We start from the raw sequence: 19267 nt of genomic DNA, 5'->3' as shown, positions 1-19267 counted from the left end.
CCTTTCACTCGGCTCTGCTGTCCGGATCACGTCGTCTCCGTGCCCGTCCGTGCACGAGAACGCAGTTCCCGTCTGAGGATCTTCCCACTAGTCGTCTTCGGGAGCTCGTCCAGGATCTCGACCTGTCGTGGGTACTTGTACGCCGCGAGCCGGTCCGCGCAGTACCCGGCGAGTTCGTCGGGGTCCACGGTCGCCCCCGGGCGCAGACTGACGTACGCCTTCACGGTCTCCCCCCGGTAGGTGTGCGGGATGCCGACGACGGCCGCCTCACGGACGGCGGGGTGGGTGTAGAGGACGTCCTCGACCTCGCGCGGCCAGACCTTGAAGCCGGAGGCATTGATCATGTCCTTCTTGCGGTCGACGACGTACAGCCAGCCCTCGGGGTCCATGAACCCGATGTCGCCCGTGCGCAACTCACCGTCCGGGAAGGTGGCGGCCGTGGCGTCGGGCAGCTGCCAGTATCCGGGCACGACCTGCGGGCCGCGCACGGCGATCTCTCCGTGGGCGCCGAACGGGACGTCGTGGCCGGCGTCGTCGATGATCCGCACGACCGTGTCGGGGCCCGGGACACCGACGGAGAGCGTCCCGGAGGCGGGGTCGACGGGGGCCTCCCTCTCGGGCGGCACCGAGGCGCAGGGCGCGGTGCACTCGGTGAGTCCGTAGCCGTTGCGGATGTACGGGCCGAAGGCTTCCCGGAACTTCTCCACAAGGGCCGGTGGTACGGGCGCGCCGCCGGACGAGATCACCAGGAAGGACGCGAAGTGGTCGCGCGAGACGCCGGGGTGGGCGGCCAGCGCCATGAAGGCGGTGGCCGGGCCGACCGTGTAGGCGGGCCGGTGCTCGGCGAAGGCGTCGAGGACGACGCCCGCCTCGAAGCGGTACGCGAGAGCGAGCGTGCCGGCGTTGGCGATGCAGGCCGCCATCTCGCAGACCATTCCGGTGATGTGGAACAGCGGCGCGAGCGCGAAGTAGCAGCCGCCGTCCGGAACGGGGTGGCCGGTGCGCTGGCGCTCGGCGTTGTGGATGACGGCGCCGTGCGGGTTGAGAGCTCCCTTGGGACGGCCGCTGGTGCCTGAGGTGTAACTGATCAACGCCACGTCGGACGGCTCGAGTTCACGGCCGCCGGGGGCCGGCCGGCCGGCGCGGGCGACGGTGAGCAGGTCGTCCGTGTCGGCGGGTCGCGGGAGCCGCTCGAAGCCGAGGACGCGGGGGTCGTCGCGGGTCTGCAGTTCCCCCTCGCAGGCCGTGACGGCGAAGCGTACGGGCGAGGCCGCGGCGGTGTCCCGCAGATATGTCTCCCAGGCACGGTCGGAGCAGATCAGCGCCGCCACGTCCGCGTCGTCGAGCACATGGGCGACCTCTGCGGACTTGTACATGGGGTTGAGGGGGACGACGGTCGCGCCGGCCTTCCAGGCGCCGAGCACTGCGAGCACGAAGTGCGGGGTGTTCTGGAGCGCGACCGCGACGCGGTCGCCGCGCCCGATGCCGCGGTCGGCGAGATGGCCCGCGACGGAGTCGGAGAGCGCATCGGTCTCGGCGTAGTCGAGGCGCCCGTCGAAATAGGCGAGGGCCGTGCGCCCGGGCACCCGGGCCACGGCGGCACGGAAGGCGTGCAGAACGGTCGGGGGCGGGGTGACGGGGGCGCGCTGGGCGTCGGTGAGCCGTCCGAGCCAGGGCTTGGTGGCGTAGATCGATTCGCTCCGGACCGCGTCGCTCACTCGCCGGCTCCTTCCCACTTCCGCTGGATGTGGTTCATGCCGCCCAGCCAGCGCTCGGTGTCGGCTGCGCGGGCCTGGTAGTACCCGGCGACCTCGGGGTGCGGCAGGATCAGGAAGCGGTCCGCGCCGATGCCCTCGAAGAGCGCGTCTGCGACGTCCTCGGGCTCGATGGCACCGGGGCCGAGGACGAGTTCGCCGGCCGATCCCGCAGCCGTGAGCATGTCCGTGCGGACGCCTTGCGGGCAGATGGCGTGGACCTTGATGCCGCGGTGACGGTACGTCAGGGAGAGCCATTCGGCGAAGGCGATCGCGCCGTGCTTGGTGACGCTGTAGGGTGCCGCGCCGATCATCGTGAGCAGTCCCGCCGCGGAGACGGTTGAGACGAACCTGCCACTGCCGCGCTCCAGCCAGCCCGGCAGGAGGGTACGGACGGCGCGAACGTGCGCCATGACGTTGACGTCCCAGGCCGACGCCCAGACGTCCTCGCCCGCAAGGGCGTCGCCGGGCGAGGCGAGTCCGGCGTTGGCGCAGTAGATGTCGACGGTGCCGCCGAGCGCGTCACGGGCCTCTTCGACGATCGCCGAGGCGTCGCCGGGGACGGCGGTGGCGCCGATCTCGTCGGCCACGGCCTTGGTCCTGCCGGGGTCGATGTCGTTGACGACGACCCGTGCCCCCTCCGCGGCAAAACGGCGGGCGAGGGCGGCACCGATACCACCGCCCGCGCCCGTGACCACCACGTTGGCGCCCTGCACCGTAACCATGCGACCTGCCTCTCCGTCGTGGCTCCTTCCCGGCAGACTAACCAGTCGGTATGTCATAGGGAAGGGCCCATCGGGAGCCACCGCGTCCGGCCGTTCCTTCGACGGGCAGCGCATACTGACTTACATGGGCATGCCAGATGTATCGAGCACGGAGGTAGTGCGATGAGCCTGTCCAGACGGGGTCTGCTGGCGGCAGGGGGCATGGCCGGCGCCATGGCGGCGGCTTCCACGCCCGCCCTCGGCCACACCGGCCGGGAACGGGTGCGAACGGGCTTCGAGCGGCTCGCCGCCGACGGATACGGGCTGCTCTCCGGCGAGCGCGTCGGTGTCGTCACCAACCCGACCGGTATCACCCGCGACGCCCGTCACCTCGTGGATGTCATGCACGCCGACGACCGGGTGGACCTCGTCGCCGTGTTCGGCCCCGAGCACGGCTTCCGGGGCACCGCCCAGGCGGGCGGCTCCGAGGGCCGCTACGACGACCCGGCGACCGGGCTGCCGGTCTACGACACCTATCTCAAGAGCGGGCAGGCGCTGGCTGACGTCTTCATCGCGTCCGGAGCCGGGACGACCCTTTTCGACATCCAGGACGCGGGTGCCCGCTTCTACACCTACATCTGGACGATGTACGACTGCATGGTGGCGGCCGCACTGGCGGGCAAGCGCTTCGTCGTCCTGGACCGGCCGAATCCGGTCACCGGCCGGACCGCACTCGGACCGGTCCTGGACAGGGCGTTCGCGACCTTCGTGGGACGTGAGCCCATCGCCCAGGCGCACGGCATGACCGTCGCCGAGCTGGCCGCTCTCTTCAACGGCGAGTTCCTGACCACACCGGTGGAGCTGGAGACCGTCCGCATGTCGGGCTGGCGACGCGGCGACTTCCACGACGACACCGGACTGCCGTGGGTGCCGCCGAGCCCCAATATGCCGACGCCCGACACCGCACTGGTGTACTCCGGGACGTGTCTCTTCGAGGGCACCAATCTCTCGGAGGGGCGCGGCACCACCCGCCCCTTCGAGCTCCTCGGCGCCGAGGGCGTCGACCGCTCGTGGGCGGAGACGGCGAATGCCCTGGACCTGCCCGGGGTCCACTTCCGGGAGGCGTACTTCGCCCCTACGTTCTCCAAGTTCCAGGGCAGGACCGTCGATGGTGTGCAGCTGCATGTGCACGACCGCGAGGTGTACAACCCCGTCCGTACCGGGATCGCCCTGCTGGTGACGGCGAAGCGCTGCTGGAGCGGCTTCGCCTGGCGACCCGACCACTGGATCGACAAGCTCACCGGGTCCACTCGGGTGCGCACCATGATCGACGCGGGCGCGGGGACGGACGACGTGGTCGGTGCCTGGCAACAGGACCTCGCCGCCTTCAGCGCCGTACGCCGGGGGTATCTGCTGTACCGGTGACGGCGGGGTTGGCGGGGTTGCCCCCGCCGGGCCCGGGAGCCCGGCCTGCGCGCCGGGTCCGCCGGGTCCGCCGGGTCCGCCGGGTCCGCCGGGTCGTGAGAGCACCAGGCCGACAGCAGTACCAGCGGATCCAGCGCCGTCCTCCTGCGCGACGCGCCGGGGCGCGGCTGCATGAACGTCGGCGTCGCCTCCGGCCGGGGGACGTTCAACGCGCGCAACGCCCGGTATCCGAAGGACGGTGCGGAAGTTCACCGTCGCAGCGCGGCCCGAGCCGGCCAATGGGCACACCCTGGACCGCGTTGCGCCGCGCGGCCACCACGTCGACATCGGCAGCGTCCCTGTGCCTGCCCGCAGTTGGCCGAGCCGGGCCCGGCCGACACCGTCCATCGGCACGGCCTTTCCTGGGGGCTACGACGCTCCACCCGGCTCGCCTCCTCGTACGACCTCCTCGTCCACCTGCGCCGGATGACTGCGGCCGCTCTGCTCCGACCGCCGTGTGCCACGGCTCTGGCCGTCCCTGCGCTCCCGCGGGATGCTGTGGAGGCAGCGACCCGCGGAGCGGAGGGACACGCCCGTGAACGAGATGAGTGTGCGGCCGTACCGGGAGATCACGTTCGACGCGGACGGCGATGCGAATGCCGCCCAGCGCGACTCCTTGGCCGGGCTGAAGGTCACGGATCTGGTGATGTTCGCGCACGGCTGGAACAACACCCCGTCGGTGGCCACCCGTTTCTACTCGCGCTTCTTCGAACCGTTCCCCGAACTCGTCGCGGCCGGCAGACGCGTCGGATACGTGGGGGTCGTCTGGCCGTCGATGATGTTCACCGACGAACCCATTCCGGATTTCGAGGCTCTCACCGGGGTGTTCCCCGGGCAGGAGCCGGTGCTGGGGCGGCTGGCCGTCCTGCTCGCACAGGAACCGGACTCGCGTGCGGCCTTCGATGAATTCTCTTCACTGACAAGGGAGTTGGTCGGGACTCCGATGGACGGATGCGTCGGCGACATGGCCGGGGAGAACCAACCGGCGTTCCTCCGGGAGGACCCCGTCGAAGTCTGCCGGGCGTTCACCGAGGCCCTGGACGGAGCGGAGCTGTCGCAGGGGGCGGGCATCGGGCTGAAGAGGCTCTGGAAGGGTGCCAAGGAGGTTTTGCGCCAGGCCACGTACTACACGATGAAGCGCCGGGCGGGGACCGTCGGTGAGAAGGGGCTCGGGCCCGCGCTGGGACAACTGGCCCGTTCCTCCCCCGACCTGCGGGTACATCTCGTCGGGCACAGCATGGGAGCCCGGCTCGTGTCCTTCGCCCTGCGCGGGCTTCCCGGCGGAGTGCAGCCCGTGAAGTCGGTGACGCTGCTCCAAGGCGCCTTCTCCCACTATGCGTTCGCGCCTTCGCTGCCGCATGCGAGAGGAAGCGGTGGGGTGCTGCGGGACATGCAGCGCCGGGTGGACGGCCCGGTGGTCGCCTGCTACTCGCGGCATGACACCGCGCTCGGGGTGATCTATCCGCTGGCATCACGGATGGCCGGGGACTCGTCGACCGTCGTCGGCCTGGACAGGCGATGGTGGGCGGTGGGGCACGACGGGATCCAGGCGGTCGACGGCACCCGTCGGATCACCCTGGAGACGGCACTGCGGGACGGGCTCCCGACGACGGGCTGTGTCAATGTCGACACGGCGGCCGTGGTGTGCCGTGGTGGCCCGCCGTCCGGGGCCCACAGCGACATCCTGCACCCGGAGCTGGCCCGGATCGTGCTGGCCGCGGGCCGGATCGGGCGCTGACGCGCGGCCCGGCCCCTACTTCGAAGCCGGGGCCGAACACCGTTTCCCGCCTTGTCCGCACCGGCCAACGGCTGTCCCGTAATCTCCGGTGGATCAGCGCGCGGTGTCAGATGCATGGGGTCTCCCCGGGCTCGCCAGGGTCGGGGGGAAGCATCGTCAGGCGGAGGGGTGTCCTCGTACGGGGCGTATTCGGGCACTCCGACAACGCAGCGTGGGGGATGCCTCCCAGCGGCAGCGGGGGGAGTGCCGTAGCTGTCGTCGTGCGCCCGCCGGGGATGACGGACAGCCCTTGAGGCCTCTCGTTCGGATCTTGCCGGGCTCGCCTGCCCCGGTGCGTACGCTCGCCGCGTTGTCGTCAGTCGCCCACGCTCCGCGTGGGCCCCTTCCTCCGCCTTGCGATCGCACGCACCGGACCCCGCTCACCGATCCAGCCCGATCCAAACGAAAGACACTAGCGGTGCGAGGAGAACTCGACGACCTGCTGATAGGTGGGCCGGTTCTGCCAGTTGACCGTCGGATGGGTAATCCCGCCCAGCACCCGGTGCACGATCGCGTCCGCGCACCACTGGTCACCCGCCTTGCAGCTGCCGTCGGCGGGATAGACCTGGGCGGCCGGCTTGGCGACGGCCTGGGCAAGGCTGTCGAGCAGGGCCTGACGGCAGGCGCTCAGTACGCCGTTCCCGCAGTAGGTGCGTGCCAGCGGCCCCTCGACCTTCGCGCCGAGCACCTGGCGGAGGTCCTTGTCGGTGAAACCCCACCAGCCGAACTGGAAGGCGGAGCCGCCATGGGAGCCGGCCGGACCATGGCCGGCCGCAGGTGACTCGTCGGTACCGAGGCTCGCGGTCAGGGCCTCGTAGAGGTCGTCGCCGAGTCCTGGCCCGAATTCGGCCTCGACCAGCATGGGCCACCAGGCGTCCATGATCCGGATCGCGTCCGAGTGGCCGTAGCGGTGCGAACCCGGCGAGGCCTCCTGCCGCTGCGCCCCCGCCGCACGCCAGGACTCCAGCTTCTGCACCGCCGCGCCGAGTTGTGGGTCGGTGACCGGGGCGCTGCGCAGGACGCCGAGCAGTTCGGGCAGCAGCTGCTCGCCGCGCAGATCGGTGACACCGGCCTCGGCCATGGCGCGGGTCAGTGAGGCCCGGGTGACGCCGCCCTGCGCGACGAGTGCCGCGACCCGGCCGTCCAGGAGATCGCCACGATGGACGGCACCGAAGCCGAAGCCCCCGGTGTTGTAGTCCTTGGCCTGCCGGTTGTTCCAGGAGATGTAGTAGTCCTGGCCGGTCGATCGGGGATGCTCGTCGAAGGGCGTGTACGCGGCCGTGTTGGCCGCCGGGTCGAACCCCTGCCACTCGTACGCCCGCTCGGCCCTCACCGGCAGCGCCGGGTCGACGCCGGACGCCCGCACCGGGTTCATCCCGCTGTTGTAGTAGGCGGCGGTCCGGGAGTCCGCGTAGAACCAGTTGAAGGCGTAGTCGATGTGGTGGGCGGCCTGCTGGAAGGACGCGGCGTCCTTCACATGCGAAGGGTCGTTGAGCATCTGGAAGCCGATGATCGAGTCGGCCTCGTGGCGGTAGGTGGTCCGCAGCGCTGTGTACGCGACGGGCTTGCCGGCGATCGTGGCGCGGTGGGTGACGATGCCGTAGTTGGTGCGCCAGACCTGCATGCGGTACGAGCCGGCGGCGGTCCCGTCGGCGACGGTGGGCTTCCAGGCGTTGCGCTTCTCCAGCTTCTCCATCGGTGTGCACACGCCCCGGTAGAGGTAGTGGTGCGCGTCCGGCGCCGGGTTGCCGCCGCCGGGCGCGCACAGCTCGACGGCGTAGGTGTCGGTGATGTCCTGGGCCGCGGAGGTGGCGGACCAGGCGTAGTCCTGGCCGCGGCCCATCTGGACGTACATCCCGACCCCGGCGAAGGAGACTCCCCGGGCGGAGATGCCGGGGCCCTGGAGTTCCTGGAGCATCAGCAACTGGGGCGCGAAATAGCCGGTCTGCGGCCCGAATACGGCGACCGGGTTTCCGCTCGCGGTGTGGGCGCCGGACACCAGCAGCGCGTTCGACATGCCCCGCTTCGGGTCGAGCGAGCCGGGTGGCAGGACGCCTTTGTCGAACATGCCCTGGACGGGCTCGAGCAGCGCGGGAGCGCGCACCGGCGCCCTGGCGCCGGTGCCGGCCGAGCCGGTGCGGTCGTGGACGAGTTGCTCGGCCCTGACCGAGCCCGGATCGGGCATCGCCGTGCCACGCGGGTCCGCCGGCTTCTGCGCGTACGGGAAGGACGTGCCGTCGTGGACGGTGAGGACGGCCTCGGGGTCGTTGCGCTGGCGGAACGACTCCCACACCCGGGTGCCCTCGACGACGCCGTACCGCTGCTGGGCCGCCAGGAGCGAGAGTGCGGCCTGGACCTCGCCGCCTCCGCCACCGCCGAACTGGCCGCCGACCACGGAGGCGATGGAGATCAGGTCGGTGAGCTTGAACGGCTTGATCTCACCGGCGTTGGTGATCGCGTCGACATGGCCGGTGAGGACGTACTCACCGGGGAAGTAGCGGCCGTTCTTCGACTTCTCGCGGTAGGCGTTGATGCCATCGACGTATGCCTGCGCATCGGCCATCGCCTGTTCGCCGCGAGGGCCCTCGCTGCCGCGGATGCGGGCGATCTGGGCCTCGTAGTCGGCCTCGGTGTACGGGGCCTGGGGCCAGAACTGCTGCTCAAGGCCCTGATTGGCCAGTGCACCGCCGGCGAAGGGCGTCAGCTCACCGCGTCCGATGTGCCGGAACAGGTCCATCATCCAGAGCCGGTCCTGGGCGGCGGCGTATCCGGCGCCGAATTCCGTGCCGTAGCGGGTGGTGCCCTTGATGTGCGGGACACCGGTCTTCCTGTCGCGGGTGATGGTGACGTCCGGGCGCGGGCTGGCCACCGACTCGACCTGGTCCGCCGGGACGCCGAAGGAGGCGTCGTTGAAGAATTCGGTCAGTCCGGCGTCCGAAAGACTGCCGTATCCGCCCACCAGGGCGTCGTATCGGCCGAGTTGGTCGGAGCTGTGGCCGGGGCGGGTGCCGGCCACACGGTGGAGAAGGATGTCGGCGAGGGTGGCGTTGCCGTTCTGTCCGGGCGGAAGGATGTCGGCGCACTTGCTGCGACCCTGGCTCAGGCAGTGGTCGACGACGGGTTCGGGCGCGTCGGCGGCAGCGGCCCCGGGCACGGGGGCCGACAGCAAGGTGCCGAGTACGAGGGCGGCGCAGGCGGTTCTGAATCGTCCGACGGGGGATCCGGTGCGTCGTGGCATGGGGGCTCCTCGGAGAGACCGGTGCGCGCAGGTTACTGGCGGTATGACCCATCGGTAAGGTGAGGGACCGTCACTTTTCCGAACCTGCGCACCGCTACGCCGTCATCCGGCCAAAGCCATGGACGGATGTTCGATGGAGCCGGATCGGGTAGTCGTACGTCCATTCCTCGACGCGGAAGTACAAGCGACCGAGTACGAGCGACCGAGTACGAGCGACGACGTACGAGCGACGGAGGTGGCAGTGCGATGGCCGGTTTCCGGAGTCTTGCGAGACAGGTGCGCGACCAGCGGGGCGACCTGGCCCTGAGGCGCTACTCACTGCGCAAGTGCCTGGAGAGGTTCGCCCCTTACGGACACAGGGCGACCTGGAATCATCTGTGCTCCAGGCACGGCATCGATCCCGAGGACCGGGCGCCCGATCCGGCGCGGCTGGTGGCCGCGCTCGACGAGTTGGAGGAAGCACGGGCCGTATGGCTCGTGTACGAGGAGAAGTTCGCGCTGCGCCGCAAACGCGAGAAGCACGACGGGTTGCGGCGGCCGGGATCGATCGACGACTGGCACCGGCGCACCTGGGGCGGCAATGGCATCGCACGCTGTGACGACCCGTCGGTGCATCCGTCGGAGCCGATGGGGGAGGTGCTGCGACGGCTGATCGCCGCGCTGGGGTCGGAACCCGGATCGCGGTGTCCCGTGTGCGCGGGGCAACGGATCGTGTGGCGACAGGATCTCGAGAACGAGCCGTGGTTCGGTCCGGTGTGCACGGGGTGCGGGGTCGTGGTGCCCACGCCCGTGCTGACGACCGAGGCTCTGCGGACCGCCAAGCGGGCGCACGGCAGGGCACTGGCCTCGGTGGCGTGAGGGAGCGCGGGGGCGCGTCGGCGGCACGCATCGGCGGGCCCCCGCGTTGTCAGTGGTGCCTGGCACCATCGACGGCATGATCCAGGTCTGTCTGAACGAGGCACGCGGAGCGGGCGATCCGGCGACCTTGCCGTGTGGCCCGACGCGTCGGCGGGGGCGGCAGACGTCGCCGCAGGTGCGGGGAGCGACGCTAGCAAAGCCATTAATCACTGGCCCAGCGGAATTCCGAGCGGCCACAGTGGCGGCGATGCGAACCACACCCGAGGAGCCCTGACATGTCGACGCTGCGCGTCACCGCCGAACTGCTGACGATCCATGAGCATCCGAACGCCGACGCACTCGAGCTGGCCCAGGTGGGCCTCTACCGCGCTGTCGTCGCCAAGGGTGCCTACCGCAGCGGTGACATCGCCCTGTACATCCCGGAGCAGGCCGTGCTGCCCACGGAGCTGATCGACGAGCTCGGGCTGACCGGGCGGCTGGCCGGGAAGGCGTCCGACCGGGTCAAGGCGGTACGACTGCGCGGTGAGCTCTCCCAGGGCATCGTGTGCCGGCCGAAGGCGCTCGAGGACACCGACCTGGAGCGCGCGGCCGCCGACGGCACGGACTTCGCCGAACTGCTGGGGATCGTGAAGTGGTCGCCGCCGATCCCACCCACGATGAGCGGCGACATCGAGTCGGCCCCGGACCTGCTGCCGTGGGTCGACATCGAGAATCTGCAGCGCTACCCGGACATCTTCACGCCGGGCGAGCCCGTCGTGCTGACGGAGAAGCTGCACGGCACCGCCTGCCTCGTGACGTACGTCGCCGCGCAGGAGCGGACGCTGGTGTCCTCGAAGGGCTTCGGGTCCAAGGGCCTCGCGCTGAAGGAGGATCCGCGGAATCTGTACTGGCGTGCGGTACACGGTCACGACGTGGCCGCAGCCGCGGCACGGCTGGCCGGCAGGCTGGGGGCGAGCCGGGTCGGCATCTTCGGCGAGGTCTACGGCGCAGGGGTGCAGGACCTGTCGTACGGCGCGAACGCCCGCTCCACGGAGCTCGGGTTCGCGGTGTTCGACGTCTCGGCGGAGATCGACGGCCGGGTCCGATGGCTGGACCCCGCCGAACTGCTCGACGGCGAACTGCCGCTGGTGCCGCGGCTGTACGAGGGTCCGTACGCGTTGGAGACGGTCCTGGAATTCGCGAGTGGTCATGAGACCGTCTCGGGCCGGGATCTGCATCTGCGCGAGGGGGTCGTGATCCGGCCTGCCACCGAGCGCCACAGCCCGGTGGTGGGCGGCCGGGCGATAGCCAAGTCGGTCAGTCCGGCCTATCTGACCCGCAAGGGCGGCACCGAATACGAGTGACCGTCCGGCGCATGGTGGCCCGTCACGGGGGTGCGGGCCACCATGCGTTCGGGTGCGCGCAGACCGCCCTGCCCACGGTCGGCGCAATCGATGGGGCGAGCGACGGCGTGCGCCGAGACTCGGCCCGTGAAGCGCGTGCAGCCGAAACGGGAACCGTCCCTGACGTTGGTCATGGTGGCGCTCACCATGACGACGGGGATGGTCGAGGCAGTCAGCTACCTCACGCTGGGACCGGTCTTCACCGCCGTCCAGACGGGCAACATGCTGTTGATGTCCTTCGCCGCCGCCGGTGTGGGCAGCCTGTCCCTGCTCCCCTGTCTGGCCTCCCTGGTGGGATTCACCGTGGGAGCAGTGCTGTCGTCGCGGTTCGAGTCGATGGAGGAGGTGCACGGCCATCGGTGGTTCACGGCTTCCCTGATCGGCGAGGCCATGGTGCTGGCCGTTGCCGCACTGGTGGCCTGGGGGATCGAACACCGCGGTGAGCCGCTCACCGGTCGGCACTACATGGTGGCCGCACTGGTGGCGCTGGCCATGGGAATGCGGAATGTCACCACTCTGCGGGCAAAGGTGCCCGGCATGCCCACCACGGTCACCACACGGGCCTTCACCGCCCTCGTCGGCAGCACTCCCGTGGCGCTCGACGACCGGATCGCACCCGGTGGGCGCAACCAGATCCGGCGCGCGGGTTCGGTGACAGCGATGTTCGCAGGCGGGCTCCTGGGCGCCTGGATGATCCACGACGCCGAGCTCGGCGCCGACGCGGTCCTGCTGGTCGTCGCGGCCTATGTACTGATCCTCGCGTTCGGCTTCCTCCTCGTACCGCAAGAGGGCTCCGAAGGGTCCGGCTGACCGGTCCCGCGGATGCGCGGTCTCAGGCCTCCGCCCCCGGAGCGCATCTGCGTTCCGGCAGCAGCCGCGAGCCCGTCATGCCTTCGCCGAACACATCGTCCGGATTGGACAGCACACAGGTCTCCAGGGACAGGCAGCCACAGCCGATGCAGTCGGTGAGATGGTCGCGCAGCCGCCCGAGCTGCTTGATGCGCGCGTCGAGCTCCGCGCGCCATCCCTGCGAGAGCCGGGCCCAGTCCTCGCGGTTGGGCGTGCGCCCCTCGGGAAGTCCGGCGAGGGCCTCCTTGATGGTGGCGAGCGGAATACCGACCCGCTGTGCCGCGCGCACGAAGGCGACGCGGCGCAGTGCGTCACGCCCGTAGCGGCGCTGGTTGCCCGCCGTCCTGCGGCTGCTGATCAGCCCCTTGGACTCGTAGAAGTGCAGGGCCGACACCGCGGCTCCGCTGCGGGCGGAGAGCTGGCCGACGGTGAGTTCATGGATCTTCCCGGGGATCTGCGGCACTCGCCGAACCCTACGTGACCCTGGCCGACGCATCCGTTGACAGAAGGCCGTCACCCGAGCATGCTAAGCAGTCGCTTAGACATCTGGACGCTGACACGCCCGGACGGGACGAGAGGCAGGGAACAGGGACATGGCAGAGCCGAGGATCTTCACTTCCGCCGAGGAGCTGACCGCAGGGGTCGGCGAGCAGTTGGGGTACAGCGACTGGCTGGAGATCGACCAGAAGCGCATCGACCTCTTCGCCGACGCCACGGGCGACCACCAGTGGATCCATGTCGACACGGGGCGTGCCGCGACCGGCCCCTTCGGCAGGACCATTGCGCACGGCTATCTCACCCTGTCGCTGCTGCCGACCCTCGTCCCGCAGATCATGCGGGTCGAAGGCATGAAGATGGGCCTCAACTACGGGACCAACAAGGTCCGTTTCCCCGCCCCCGTGCCGGTCGGCTCACGGCTCCGCGCCACGGCCGCCATCAAGAGCGTCGAGGCGGCCGGCGGAGGTGTGCAGGTGACGGCCGTCGTCACCATCGAGCGCGAGGGCGGCGACAAGCCGGTGTGCGTGGCCGAGTCCGTGTCCCGCTACTTCTTCTGAGCTCCCTCGGCGCCCACCATGCGCAGCACGAGGTCGGAGTAGAGCGCGCCGACCTCGTCGGGCGTCCTCCGCCCCTGCGTGCTGAACCACCTGGCCACATCGATGCAGAGGGACAGCACCGCAAGGGTCGTTCCCGGGACGTCCGGGACGTCGAACTCCCCCGCCGCGACACCCTCGTTGATGATGCGCCGGACCACCGCGTCGCTCTTGCGCCGCAGTTCCACGATCTCGGCCCGGTGCTCCTCGCCGAGGGCATCGAGCTCGTACTGCACCACGCGTGCGGTGGTGTGCCGCTCGGCGTGCCACCGGACGAAGGAGCGCACGGCGTCGGCGAGCCGCTCGGCCGCCGTGCCCTCACTCGCGGCCGCCGCCTCCAGGACCTCCAGCGCCCGGTCGTGACCGATGCGGCTGATCCGGTGGAGCAGCTCTTCCTTGGTCTTGTAGTGGATGTAGAGCGCGGCCGGGCTCATCCCTGCGCGGCCGGCGATGTCGCGCGTCGTGGTGGCGTGGTAGCCACGCTCGGCGAAGGCTTCCACGGCGGCGACGAGCAGCCTTCTGGCCGCCTCCGGGGTGACCTCACCCCACGGCATGTCCTCGGTGCCGGCCGTTTCCTCCGCCGTACTCATCACTCGCCCCTTCCATCCGCCAGGACGAACACCATACCCCGAACCTGAGCAAGCGCTTAGAACCTGTTCACAGCTTCTGGAACGGGTCGTGCTCGGCGAGCAGCTTCTCCAGCCGCGCCTGGTCGACGCGGCTGACGATCTGCCCGGCCTCCTGCTTGTCCCGCACCACCTTGGCCAGGGTGAACGCCGACGTGGTCAGGTAGAGGACCGCGATACCGAGGAAAGCACGCACCCAGGCATCGGCGTCCAGATTGACGATCCCGATGGCGACGGCCGCGAGGGCGACCGCGAAGGAGGCCACGGCCTGGCTGTAGTAGGCCGCCGTGTTCTGCTGCTTGACCGATGTCTCACTCATGCCGGAAAGGATGCGCGGACGCGGGGGCTGGCCACATCCGTGCGGGTACTCAGACAGATACTCACCCCTGCTTCAGAAGGCGGAGACGCCCGTCAGGGCGCGGCCGATGATGAGCTTCTGTATCTGGCTGGTGCCCTCGTACAGGGTCATCACCCGTGCATCACGCAGCAGTTTGCCGACGGGGTACTCGTCGATGTAGCCGTAGCCGCCGAAAACCTGGAGCGCGTTGTTCGCGGCGCGCACGGCCGCCTCGGAGGCGAAGAGCTTCGCCTGGGACGCGGCGGTGGCGAACTCCTGACCGCGGTCGACCAGATCGGCGACCCGCCAGGTCAGAAGCCGGGCGGCGTCCACGTCCACGGCGATGTCACTGATCAGCTCCTGCACCAGTTGGTACGAGGCGATGGGCTTGCCGAACTGCTCGCGCTCGCCCGCGTAGCCGACGGCTGCGTCGAGCGCCGCCTGCGCAAGGCCGACACACCCCGCGGCCACCGACATACGGCCCTTGGCGAGCGCGGACATCGCGATCGGGAAGCCCCTGCCCTCCGGGCCGAGCAGAGCATCGGCCGGTACACGGACGCCCTCGAGGACCAGCTCCGCGGTCGCCTGGCCACGCAGACCCAGCTTGCCCTGGATCGTGCGGCGGGTCAGTCCGGGCGCATCGGCCGGCACCAGGAAGGCGGACACCCCCTTGTGACCCGGTACGTCCCGGGTGCGGGCGAAGAGCACGACCACATCGGCCCAGGTGCCGTTGGTGATGAACATCTTGCTGCCGTTGATGACGTACGAGCCGCCGTCCCGTACGGCCCGGGTGGCGAGGTTCCCCGCGTCGGAACCGGTGCCGGGCTCGGTCAGCCCGAAGCAGCCGAGGGCGTCGCCGGCGGTGAGCCCGGGCAGCCAGTGCCGCTTCTGCTCCTCGCTCCCCCAGGCCGCAATGGTCTTGGCGACCAGGCCCAGGGAGACCGAGACGATGCCCCGGACCGATGAGTCGCCGCGCCCGAGCTCCTCCGTGACCAGGCAGTACGCAAGGTGGTCACCGCCCGAGCCGCCGTACTCCTCATCGATGGTCAGTCCGAGGAACCCGACCGAGCCGAGCTTCTTCACGATCGACCTGTCGACGCTCTCGGACCGGTCCCAGTCGATGACGTGCGGGGTGATCTCACGGTCGACGAAGTCGCGCGCGAGCCGCCGCACCGCCTTCTGCTCCTCGCCGAGCTCCAGGTTCACCACGGGGCACCCCACTTTTAACTATCACTGCTAGTTTCGGGTTGGCAGGGCCTACTATGTGCCGCATGGCCCGACCGCGCAAGCCCCTCCTCAGCCGAGACCGCATCGTCGGGACGGCAAGCGCGCTCGTGGACGCGGAGGGACTCGAAGCGGTCTCCACCCGACGGCTGGCCGCCGAACTGGGCGTGAGCGGACCGTCCCTCTACAACCACTTCCGCAACAAGGACGAGATCCTGGACGCGGTCGCCGACGCGGTCAGCGCCAAGGTCGATCTGTCGATGTTCGACGAGGCGGATCCCCGCGACTGGCGTACCGCGCTGCACGACTGGGCCGTCTCCTACCGGGCAGCCCTGACCGACCACCCCCATGTCGTTCCGGTACTCGCCCGGGGACCGGGACGCCGCCCCGCTGGTCTGAAGGTCGCCGACGCCGTCTTCGGCGCGATGGTCCGGGCCGGCTGGCCACCGGCCCAGGCCACCCATATCGGCGCGCTGATGCGGTACTTCATCACGGGCTCCGCGCTCGGTTCGTTCGCCCGCGGCTTCGTCGACGACGAGACGGCGTACGACCCGGCCGCATACCCGCACCTCGGCCGGGCCCATCTGCTCGCCGAACACCGGCAGCAGGTCGACGAGGGCGCGTTCGAGACGGGGCTGCGGGCCCTGCTGGACGGGCTGGCCGTGCAGTACGACGCTGGGGTGCGGGGGGCCTGGACGAAGAAGGACCCGACGGGCGGCTCGTAGCGGCGGTGCGGGCGGGGGCGCCGATGTGGTGCGGCCCCTGCGGGAAGCGGGGGCGCACCGACGAGGCGTTCGGGCGGGAGGGACTCCCGGCCCCGGCTTCGCGCACGGCCACCGGCTCCACACCCTCGCGGACCGAAGGCTCGGGGACCTGCAGCGGCGGAGGAAGGTTCGGCCGCCACCGAACCATGGGTGCGTGACCCTGGAGGCATGGCTGCCAAGGATGTCGCCGCCCTCGCGGCACTGCTCGCGGACGAGACCCGCGCGAGCTTCTGTCTCGCCCTGCTCGACGGACGGGCCTGGACCGCCGGTGAGCTCGCGCGGCACGCACGGGTGGCTCCGTCGACCGCGAGCGAGCATCTGGGCAGGCTCGTCGCGGGCGGGCTGCTGGCCGAGGAACGCCGGGGCAGGCACCGGTATGTGCGGCTCGCCGACGAGCGCGCCGCGCACCTCGTGGAGGATCTGGCCGCCCGGTCGGCTCCCGTCCCCGGGGCGGTGCGGTCGCTGCACGCGGCGAGTGCCCGCAGCGCCATGGCCCGCGGCCGTACCTGCTACGACCATCTCGCCGGACGGCTCGGTGTCGGGATCACGGATGCGATGACGGGCCGGGGGCTGCTGCGACAGGACACCGGCTTCGCCCTGACCGACGACGGGCTCGGTTGGTTCCGCGAGGTGGGGATCCCGCTGCCGCAGGGCGGCCGCCGGCCGATCGCGCGACCGTGTCTGGACTGGAGGGAACGCCGTCCCCACCTGGCCGGGGTCGCGGGCGCGCAGCTGTGCCGGCATGCGCTCGCCTCGGGCTGGTGCGTACGGATCGGCTCGGAGCGGGCGGTGAAGGTCACCGAGGAGGGACGGCAGGCACTCGGTGAGCTGCTGGGCATCACGGCGGAGGCGCTGCGATGAGGAGTATTTCGATGGGCACCGACGAGTCGGCGGCGTACGGTCTCGGCATGACCAGCACCCAGTGGCGCGCCTTCGCAGCGGCCGCCACGACCGTCGTCCTCTGGGCCTCGGCCTTTGTCTCGATCCGCAGCGCCGGCGCCGAGTTCTCCCCCGGCGCGCTCGCCCTGGGCCGGCTGCTCGCCGGTGCGCTGGTACTGGGACTGATCTGTGCCCTGCGCAGGGAAGGACTGCCGCCCCGGGCCGCCTGGCCGGGAATCGCGGTCTCGGGGCTGCTGTGGTTCGGGGTGTACATGGTGGCCCTGAACTGGGGCGAGCAGAAGGTCGATGCGGGCACGGCGGCGCTGGTGGTCAATGTCGGGCCGCTGGTGATGGCCCTGCTCGCCGGCTGGCTGCTCAAGGAGGGGCTTCCGCCGCGCCTGCTGGCCGGGATGGGTGTCTCGTTCGCGGGGGCCGCGGTCGTCGGACTCTCGATGTCCGGCGAGGGCTCCGCCTCCGTGCTCGGCGTGCTCCTCTGTCTGCTGGCCGCAGTGTCGTACGCGGCGGGTGTCGTCGCCCAGAAGCCGGCGCTGCGGCATGCGTCCGCGCTGCAGGTGACGACCTGGGGCTGTGCCATCGGCGCGGCGGCCTGTCTGCCGTTCGCGGGTGTGCTGGTGCACGAGATCGCCGATGCGTCGCTGCCGGCGACCCTCAACATGATCTACCTCGGTGTGTTCCCGACCGCGCTCGCCTTCAGCACCTGGGCCTATGCCCTGGCCCGTACGACCGCGGGGAGGATGGGCGCGACGACCTATGCCGTGCCCGCACTGGTGGTGCTGATGTCCTGGGTGCTGCTGGACGAGGTACCGGGCCTGCTCACGATGCTCGGCGGCGTGATCTGCCTGGCGGGCGTGGCGGTCTCGCGCTCTCGGTCCCGTACGCCGGCCCGGAGGGACCGGACCGGCGTCACGGAAGCCGCAGCGGCGGCTCAGCCGGCCGATGTCACGCCCTGGCAGCCGCCCTCTTCCCGAGAATCCTGATCGACACGAGCGCGATGACCGCCAGGCCGATGATGTAGGCGGAGACGGCCATCGACGTGCCGGTCGCCTCCAGGAGCAGCACCATGATGAACGGGGCCAGGCCGCCGCCGAGCACCGCGGCGATCTGGTAGCCGAGCGAGGCACCGGTGTACCGCATCTCCGCCGTGAACAGCTCGGCGAACAGGGCAGCCTGCGGCCCGTACATGATGCTGAGGAAACAGCTGGTGACGAAGGTGCCGACGGCCAGCCAGAGCAGCGACTTGGTGTCGATGAGCAGGAACAGCGGCACCGCCCACACCAGCAGGCCCACCGCACCGGTCGCGTAGATCCGCAGGCGCCCGATGCGGTCGGAGAGGGCGGCCGCCGCGGGTATCAGGGCGAGCTGGGTGAGGCTGACGCAGAGCGAGACGGTGAGGACGGCCGCGCGCTCCATACCGAGTTCACGGGTCGAGTAGTCCAGCACGCCGGTGATGATGATGTAGAACGTGGCGGTGTTCACCGCGAAGGACCCGCCGGCGAGGAACACCGTGCCCAGGTGCTTGCTGAGAATGGTCCGCAGCGGTGATCGCGCCTCGCTCTTCTCCTGCTCGGCCAGCGCTTGTTCGGCCTCCCGGAACTCAGGGGTCTCCTCGACACGTGTGTGGATGTACCAGGCGAGCGCCAGGACGAGGAAGCCGACGAGGAACGGCACCCGCCAGCCCCAGGATGCGAAGGCGGCGTCGTCGGTGAGTGCTCCTGCGGCGAGGAAGACGGTGTTGGCGGTGACCACACCGATGGGCACACCGAGTTGGACGAGGCTGCCGTAAAGTCCGCGCTTGCCTTCGGGGGCGTACTCCGTGGCCATCAGCATCGCGCCGCCCCACTGGGCGCCGACCGCGATGCCCTGCACGATGCGGAGCAGCACCAGCAGCAGCGGGGCGGCGATGCCGATCGTCTCGTACGACGGAAGAAGGCCGATGCCGGTGGTCGCGATGCCCATCAGGGTGAGCGCGAGGACGAGCATCGGCTTGCGGCCGCGCTTGTCGCCCAGCTGGCCGGCGATGATGCCCCCGACGGGCCGGGCGAGGAAGCCGACCGCGAAGGTGGCGAAGGCTGCCAGCACACCGGCCGAAGGGCTGCCCGAGGGGAAGTACAGATCCCCGAGTACGAGGGCGGCGGCGATGCCGAAGACGAAGTAGTCGTACCACTCGACGGCGGATGCGAGGGCGGCTGCGGTGGCCACGCGCCGGCGGTGCCGGTCGGTGGGAGCCGTCGGCGCCTGGCCGGCGAGCGGGGAAGGGGGTGCCGTGTCCATGCGTGCACACTCCGATGGGTGCGGGGGA

The 19267-nt window shown here is 70.6% G+C and carries 17 protein-coding genes; 9 read left to right on the top strand and 8 right to left on the bottom strand.

Annotated features, from left to right (window positions below; translation table 11 throughout):
- Positions 1-26: 26 nt before the first annotated feature.
- Positions 27-1718 (bottom strand): class I adenylate-forming enzyme family protein, encoded by a 1692-nt coding sequence (locus tag AC068D_RS31080; protein WP_478826436.1) that lies wholly within the window; start codon positions 1716-1718, stop codon positions 27-29.
- The gene (locus tag AC068D_RS31075) at positions 1715-2479 is read right to left on the bottom strand and encodes an SDR family oxidoreductase (RefSeq protein WP_478826435.1); all 765 of its coding nucleotides are present in this window, start codon (positions 2477-2479) and stop codon (positions 1715-1717) included. The genes AC068D_RS31080 and AC068D_RS31075 overlap by 4 nt, the downstream gene beginning before the upstream one ends.
- A gap of 162 nt (positions 2480-2641) precedes the next feature.
- Between AC068D_RS31075 and AC068D_RS31070 the strand changes: the two genes are divergently transcribed.
- Both AC068D_RS31070 and AC068D_RS31065 read left to right on the top strand, forming a co-directional pair.
- On the top strand, positions 2642-3883 hold the full coding sequence (locus AC068D_RS31070) for an exo-beta-N-acetylmuramidase NamZ family protein (RefSeq protein WP_478826434.1): 1242 nt from the start codon (positions 2642-2644) through the stop codon (positions 3881-3883).
- Positions 3884-4466: 583 nt separating this feature from the next.
- Positions 4467-5660, top strand: coding sequence for an alpha/beta fold hydrolase (locus AC068D_RS31065; protein ID WP_478826490.1), 1194 nt, complete (start codon positions 4467-4469; stop codon positions 5658-5660).
- Positions 5661-6111: 451 nt separating this feature from the next.
- On the opposite strand, the gene AC068D_RS31060 is transcribed toward AC068D_RS31065, so the two are convergent.
- Entirely contained in the window at positions 6112-8937 is a 2826-nt protein-coding gene (locus AC068D_RS31060; protein WP_478826433.1) for a penicillin acylase family protein, read from the bottom strand.
- A gap of 246 nt (positions 8938-9183) precedes the next feature.
- Here AC068D_RS31060 and AC068D_RS31055 point away from each other — a divergent pair, with 246 nt between their 5' ends.
- The 3 genes from AC068D_RS31055 (at position 9184) to AC068D_RS31045 (ending at position 11987) form a co-directional block, all read left to right on the top strand.
- Positions 9184-9795, top strand: a complete 612-nt coding sequence (locus tag AC068D_RS31055) for a hypothetical protein (RefSeq protein ID WP_478826432.1) — start codon at positions 9184-9186, stop codon at positions 9793-9795.
- A 275-nt stretch (positions 9796-10070) separates the two neighbouring features.
- On the top strand, positions 10071-11138 hold the full coding sequence (locus AC068D_RS31050; RefSeq protein WP_478826431.1) for an RNA ligase (ATP): 1068 nt from the start codon (positions 10071-10073) through the stop codon (positions 11136-11138).
- Positions 11139-11264: 126 nt separating this feature from the next.
- Entirely contained in the window at positions 11265-11987 is a 723-nt protein-coding gene (locus AC068D_RS31045) for a YoaK family protein (RefSeq protein WP_478826430.1), read from the top strand.
- 22 nt (positions 11988-12009) lie between these two features.
- Here AC068D_RS31045 and soxR read toward each other — a convergent pair whose 3' ends face one another.
- Positions 12010-12489 carry a redox-sensitive transcriptional activator SoxR gene (soxR, locus tag AC068D_RS31040; RefSeq protein ID WP_478826429.1) on the bottom strand — a complete coding sequence of 160 codons (480 nt, stop codon included), beginning with the start codon at positions 12487-12489 and terminating at the stop codon, positions 12010-12012.
- 130 nt (positions 12490-12619) lie between these two features.
- Between soxR and AC068D_RS31035 the strand changes: the two genes are divergently transcribed.
- The gene (locus tag AC068D_RS31035; RefSeq protein WP_478826428.1) at positions 12620-13081 is read left to right on the top strand and encodes a MaoC family dehydratase; all 462 of its coding nucleotides are present in this window, start codon (positions 12620-12622) and stop codon (positions 13079-13081) included.
- On the opposite strand, the gene AC068D_RS31030 is transcribed toward AC068D_RS31035, so the two are convergent.
- The 3 genes from AC068D_RS31030 to AC068D_RS31020 form a co-directional block, all read right to left on the bottom strand.
- Positions 13069-13707 carry a TetR/AcrR family transcriptional regulator gene (locus tag AC068D_RS31030; RefSeq protein WP_478826427.1) on the bottom strand — a complete coding sequence of 213 codons (639 nt, stop codon included), beginning with the start codon at positions 13705-13707 and terminating at the stop codon, positions 13069-13071. The genes AC068D_RS31035 and AC068D_RS31030 overlap by 13 nt on opposite strands.
- A 67-nt stretch (positions 13708-13774) precedes the next feature.
- A complete protein-coding gene (locus tag AC068D_RS31025) occupies positions 13775-14062 on the bottom strand; it encodes a YiaA/YiaB family inner membrane protein (protein WP_478826426.1) in 288 nt (95 codons plus the stop codon).
- A gap of 72 nt (positions 14063-14134) precedes the next feature.
- Complete coding sequence (locus AC068D_RS31020) at positions 14135-15286, bottom strand: acyl-CoA dehydrogenase family protein (RefSeq protein WP_478826489.1); 1152 nt, start codon at positions 15284-15286, stop codon at positions 14135-14137.
- Between the two features lie 65 nt (positions 15287-15351).
- On the opposite strand from AC068D_RS31020, the gene AC068D_RS31015 reads away from it, so the two are divergent.
- The 3 genes from AC068D_RS31015 (at position 15352) to AC068D_RS31005 (ending at position 17945) form a co-directional block, all read left to right on the top strand.
- Positions 15352-16029 carry a TetR/AcrR family transcriptional regulator gene (locus AC068D_RS31015; protein WP_478826425.1) on the top strand — a complete coding sequence of 226 codons (678 nt, stop codon included), beginning with the start codon at positions 15352-15354 and terminating at the stop codon, positions 16027-16029.
- A 207-nt stretch (positions 16030-16236) separates the two neighbouring features.
- Positions 16237-16929 (top strand): ArsR/SmtB family transcription factor, encoded by a 693-nt coding sequence (locus tag AC068D_RS31010; protein WP_478826424.1) that lies wholly within the window; start codon positions 16237-16239, stop codon positions 16927-16929.
- Between the two features lie 47 nt (positions 16930-16976).
- Positions 16977-17945, top strand: coding sequence for a DMT family transporter (locus tag AC068D_RS31005; RefSeq protein ID WP_478826488.1), 969 nt, complete (start codon positions 16977-16979; stop codon positions 17943-17945).
- Here the strand turns inward: AC068D_RS31005 and AC068D_RS31000 are convergent.
- Positions 17908-19239, bottom strand: coding sequence for an MFS transporter (locus tag AC068D_RS31000; protein WP_478826423.1), 1332 nt, complete (start codon positions 19237-19239; stop codon positions 17908-17910). The genes AC068D_RS31005 and AC068D_RS31000 overlap by 38 nt on opposite strands.
- Positions 19240-19267 lie beyond the last annotated feature (28 nt).

Source organism: Streptomyces sp. NPDC043861 (assembly GCF_056435905.1).
The sequence above is the reverse complement of the archived record's forward strand: the minus strand, read 5'-3'. Positions and strand labels throughout refer to the sequence as shown.

Bases quoted from the DNA above. Each gene is read 5' to 3' on its own strand.
- AC068D_RS31075 (WP_478826435.1), bottom strand. From the start codon at position 2,479: ATGGTTACGGTGCAGGGCGCCAACGTGGTGGTCACGGGCGCGGGCGGT.
- AC068D_RS31070 (WP_478826434.1), top strand. From the start codon at position 2,642: ATGAGCCTGTCCAGACGGGGTCTGCTGGCGGCAGGGGGCATGGCCGGC.
- AC068D_RS31065 (WP_478826490.1), top strand. From the start codon at position 4,467: ATGAGTGTGCGGCCGTACCGGGAGATCACGTTCGACGCGGACGGCGAT.
- AC068D_RS31060 (WP_478826433.1), bottom strand. From the start codon at position 8,937: ATGCCACGACGCACCGGATCCCCCGTCGGACGATTCAGAACCGCCTGC.
- AC068D_RS31055 (WP_478826432.1), top strand. From the start codon at position 9,184: ATGGCCGGTTTCCGGAGTCTTGCGAGACAGGTGCGCGACCAGCGGGGC.
- AC068D_RS31050 (WP_478826431.1), top strand. From the start codon at position 10,071: ATGTCGACGCTGCGCGTCACCGCCGAACTGCTGACGATCCATGAGCAT.
- AC068D_RS31035 (WP_478826428.1), top strand. From the start codon at position 12,620: ATGGCAGAGCCGAGGATCTTCACTTCCGCCGAGGAGCTGACCGCAGGG.
- AC068D_RS31030 (WP_478826427.1), bottom strand. From the start codon at position 13,707: ATGAGTACGGCGGAGGAAACGGCCGGCACCGAGGACATGCCGTGGGGT.
- AC068D_RS31025 (WP_478826426.1), bottom strand. From the start codon at position 14,062: ATGAGTGAGACATCGGTCAAGCAGCAGAACACGGCGGCCTACTACAGC.
- AC068D_RS31015 (WP_478826425.1), top strand. From the start codon at position 15,352: ATGGCCCGACCGCGCAAGCCCCTCCTCAGCCGAGACCGCATCGTCGGG.
- AC068D_RS31010 (WP_478826424.1), top strand. From the start codon at position 16,237: ATGGCTGCCAAGGATGTCGCCGCCCTCGCGGCACTGCTCGCGGACGAG.
- AC068D_RS31005 (WP_478826488.1), top strand. From the start codon at position 16,977: ATGACCAGCACCCAGTGGCGCGCCTTCGCAGCGGCCGCCACGACCGTC.
- AC068D_RS31000 (WP_478826423.1), bottom strand. From the start codon at position 19,239: ATGGACACGGCACCCCCTTCCCCGCTCGCCGGCCAGGCGCCGACGGCT.